General features: G+C 40.2%; 4 protein-coding genes and 1 pseudogene. All 5 read right to left on the bottom strand.

The window, feature by feature from the left end:
• Positions 1-180: 180 nt before the first annotated feature.
• Positions 181-528: a hypothetical protein gene (locus JCM11969_RS18115; protein ID WP_156652825.1), complete on the bottom strand. Its 348-nt coding sequence runs from the start codon at positions 526-528 to the stop codon at positions 181-183.
• Between the two features lie 227 nt (positions 529-755).
• Positions 756-1,067: pseudogene (locus JCM11969_RS16305) on the bottom strand (terminase large subunit); the annotation flags it as partial.
• Between the two features lie 30 nt (positions 1,068-1,097).
• Positions 1,098-1,556: a phage terminase small subunit P27 family gene (locus JCM11969_RS16300; protein ID WP_054712931.1), complete on the bottom strand. Its 459-nt coding sequence runs from the start codon at positions 1,554-1,556 to the stop codon at positions 1,098-1,100.
• A gap of 193 nt (positions 1,557-1,749) precedes the next feature.
• Complete coding sequence (locus JCM11969_RS16295) at positions 1,750-2,271, bottom strand: HNH endonuclease (RefSeq protein WP_054712928.1); 522 nt, start codon at positions 2,269-2,271, stop codon at positions 1,750-1,752.
• The coding region (locus JCM11969_RS16290) for a DNA adenine methylase (RefSeq protein WP_173585434.1) at positions 2,272-2,789 on the bottom strand (518 nt) is incomplete at its 5' end.

Raw genomic sequence — 2,789 nt, 5'->3', positions numbered from 1 at the left:
AAAACCGTAACCCGTCAAGTCAAATTCCAAAGAAAAAAAAGAAAGTTGGTGGAATTGTTGGAATGTAAGGATTACATTGTTCCATTGAAAGATGGGTTTGTGGTAAACACCATTTTAAAGGAAGCTGATCTTTTTTGTCCGAACAGCGTTCGGATTAATTTTACAATCTACCATAACCCCTTATTTTCCCCAGTCTGGATTATAGTTAAATCCATCTGAACCAAAGTAGGAACCAATCAGATAGCCCCCAATCAAGTCGCCCGTATTTCCCGGCTTAAAGCTTCGTTTAGAGAAGTCTGGTACAACATAGTCGAGGGTGGTCCGGGCCATGCTTAGAGCGATATCTAATACCCTCAAGTCACTGTATACGCCCTTACCTAGTTCGCTTTTATGCTCTAAAAGATACCGGCGGACTTTCTCATCGCTTAGCCCGTGCATACTTTCATAGTAAAGTGGCTTATAGTTCTCTCTAGTTGCCCGCTTTAAATCCCACGTCAAAGTTTTGATTTTTTGTTGAATAGAATACATTTATCCGTATCAATTGCCAAAATATTTAAATCTTTCTTATTGCTATAAATTGCCCGCAGTAACCCATAATTAGATGGTTGCTTATACGTGTACCCCGTCAATTCAATATAAACCGGATGCAATAAATCAATGATTGCCATAGTTAACCAGCCCCTTTCTCTTGCAGTAACTATTTACTAATAAGCGATTTCTATCAGCTATATATTATTATAGTACCATTTTTAAAAAAATTCCTGCCACGGCATGAGCTTAGTTGGTTCGCCTGTATCAACGTTCGGACAGATGGAAGCAAATTTAAGCACTTGGTCTACTTTTTTAACCGAGTAAGTAAACGGGAATTCAACGCTACCTTGTCGTTGCAAGTCTCTGATATGGCGAAAAGCCGCTAGTTTAATCAAATAACCAGTAGTTACCTTCTGATCTAAAACATCTAAGGCATACTGAGTTCCTGCGTCTGTGTATTCGTCACGAATACTTTTAACATCAATTCCACGGTATGCTCCTAACACATCGTGTGATTGAGTAAGGTCAATATTCATAAGATCACCCCCTTTCACAAGTAGTCTTTTTTACTCTCCCAAAAATTCTTTCATACGTTCACCAATGCTTCGCTCGTCCTTGTGATCATCTAAGTTTAGCTTGAGCAAATCACTACGTGACTTAGGAGATAGTCCCAATTCAGCGCCTAGTTTAGTCAGATTTTTAACCGCTGAGTCGTAAATTTGTGTCATGGGATTACGCTTGTAGCCCAAAAAGTCTTGACCGATTTTTTGACCAGTCTGATCTTGCAACGTCTTATAGATTGCTTGGACTTCACCGTTCTTTTGAATGTGCTTATAGGCATTGCGGTAAATCTCATACTGGGAAGCATATTGCTCCACAAGCCCGCTATCAATGCGTTTAACTGGGGTGTTATCCTCTAAAAAAGGCACTAATCGACGCCAAACGACCTTAGCTTGCCGTCCTAAGTAAGCTGGCGGTGTGCGCGTTAATTGACCGTCGTTGACGTCTTTATCCGCTTTTTTCATTTTCTCTGTCTCCTTTCGTTATTGGGTGACCCCCCTACCTAAAAATTTTCAAAAATCGTTTGCGTCACAAAATGATGGCAATGTGTGTGCTCTTTTTTGGCTAAAATAGGGGCGGGGGGGGATATTTTTATTTTGATTTAATGTAAATGATCGTGCATTGTCTATTCGCTCTCTAACGAGCTAATAAGTGCCTTTAAGGATGTCGATCATTCATTAATTTGACAATTTCACCAATATTCTCAATTGGGTCTGCATTAGTAAGCTCATTACCATTTCCTGTACCATAGTATGTTTGTTCCCAGATGGTCTTCTTATGATGGCACTGTCTGCATGTCACTACTAGATTGTTGATATCTGCCTTACTATTAGGCTGTGCTTCCACGGGCACAATATGGTCTACAGTTTTGCTGTTAGGCGTAAGCTTTCCTATTGTCTTGCAGTACTGACACAAGTAATGGTCACGGTCTAGGACTTGTTGTCTTAGATGTGCCCATTGTCGTGTGCGATAGAAGTTGTATTGTTCTCGTTTTGTCGCATCACGATTACGTGTGACCGTGTTGTACTTGTGCGTGTAAAGTTTGTCATTGCTGCGTGCCCAACGTTGCCGACTAGCCAAGTACTCAGCTTCATGCTCATAGTGCTGCTGACAATAGTAGTGAGGGAACGCAACCATTGCATGGCAGTTAGGATAGCGGCATCTTCTTGTCCTTGGCATTTAACGGACCACTCTTAGCAGCAACTCATCTCTACGTTTTCCTGTTGCAGAAAAGTTTTGCTTATTGCCAAAATTAAAAGCCACCTCGGTATAAGGTAGCTTTGTGTATTCGCTAATATAAATTTCTTTTGCTGGGCATTCATGTAGATACCAATTCTCAAACGCTTTATGGTCGAACCCACCATAATTATGTGAAGTCCCAACATATGGTGGATCACAGTAAACAACATCATCAGTATCGATGACTAGTTCACGATAGTCCTTTACAGAATATTCCAGTTGTTGCAACCGTACAGTTTGTTGCAACCGTTCCAGTTGTTGCAGCAAATCATAACGAGAACTAATATTCATTTGTTCTCGTCGCCATTTATGGAATAACCTATACTTCTCACTAATTGTATTAGCATTTAAAGAATATCTATATAATTGGTCAAGATTCGTCCCAGTGTTTCCGTAAAAGAGGGCCTTAGTTAGCAATAACTTTTCCTCTTCATTTTTTTTGCTCCACAAATAACCAC

This window comes from Secundilactobacillus paracollinoides DSM 15502 = JCM 11969 (genome assembly GCF_001311135.1).
GTDB lineage: Bacteria > Bacillota > Bacilli > Lactobacillales > Lactobacillaceae > Secundilactobacillus > Secundilactobacillus paracollinoides.
The sequence above is the reverse complement of the archived record's forward strand: the minus strand, read 5'-3'. Positions and strand labels throughout refer to the sequence as shown.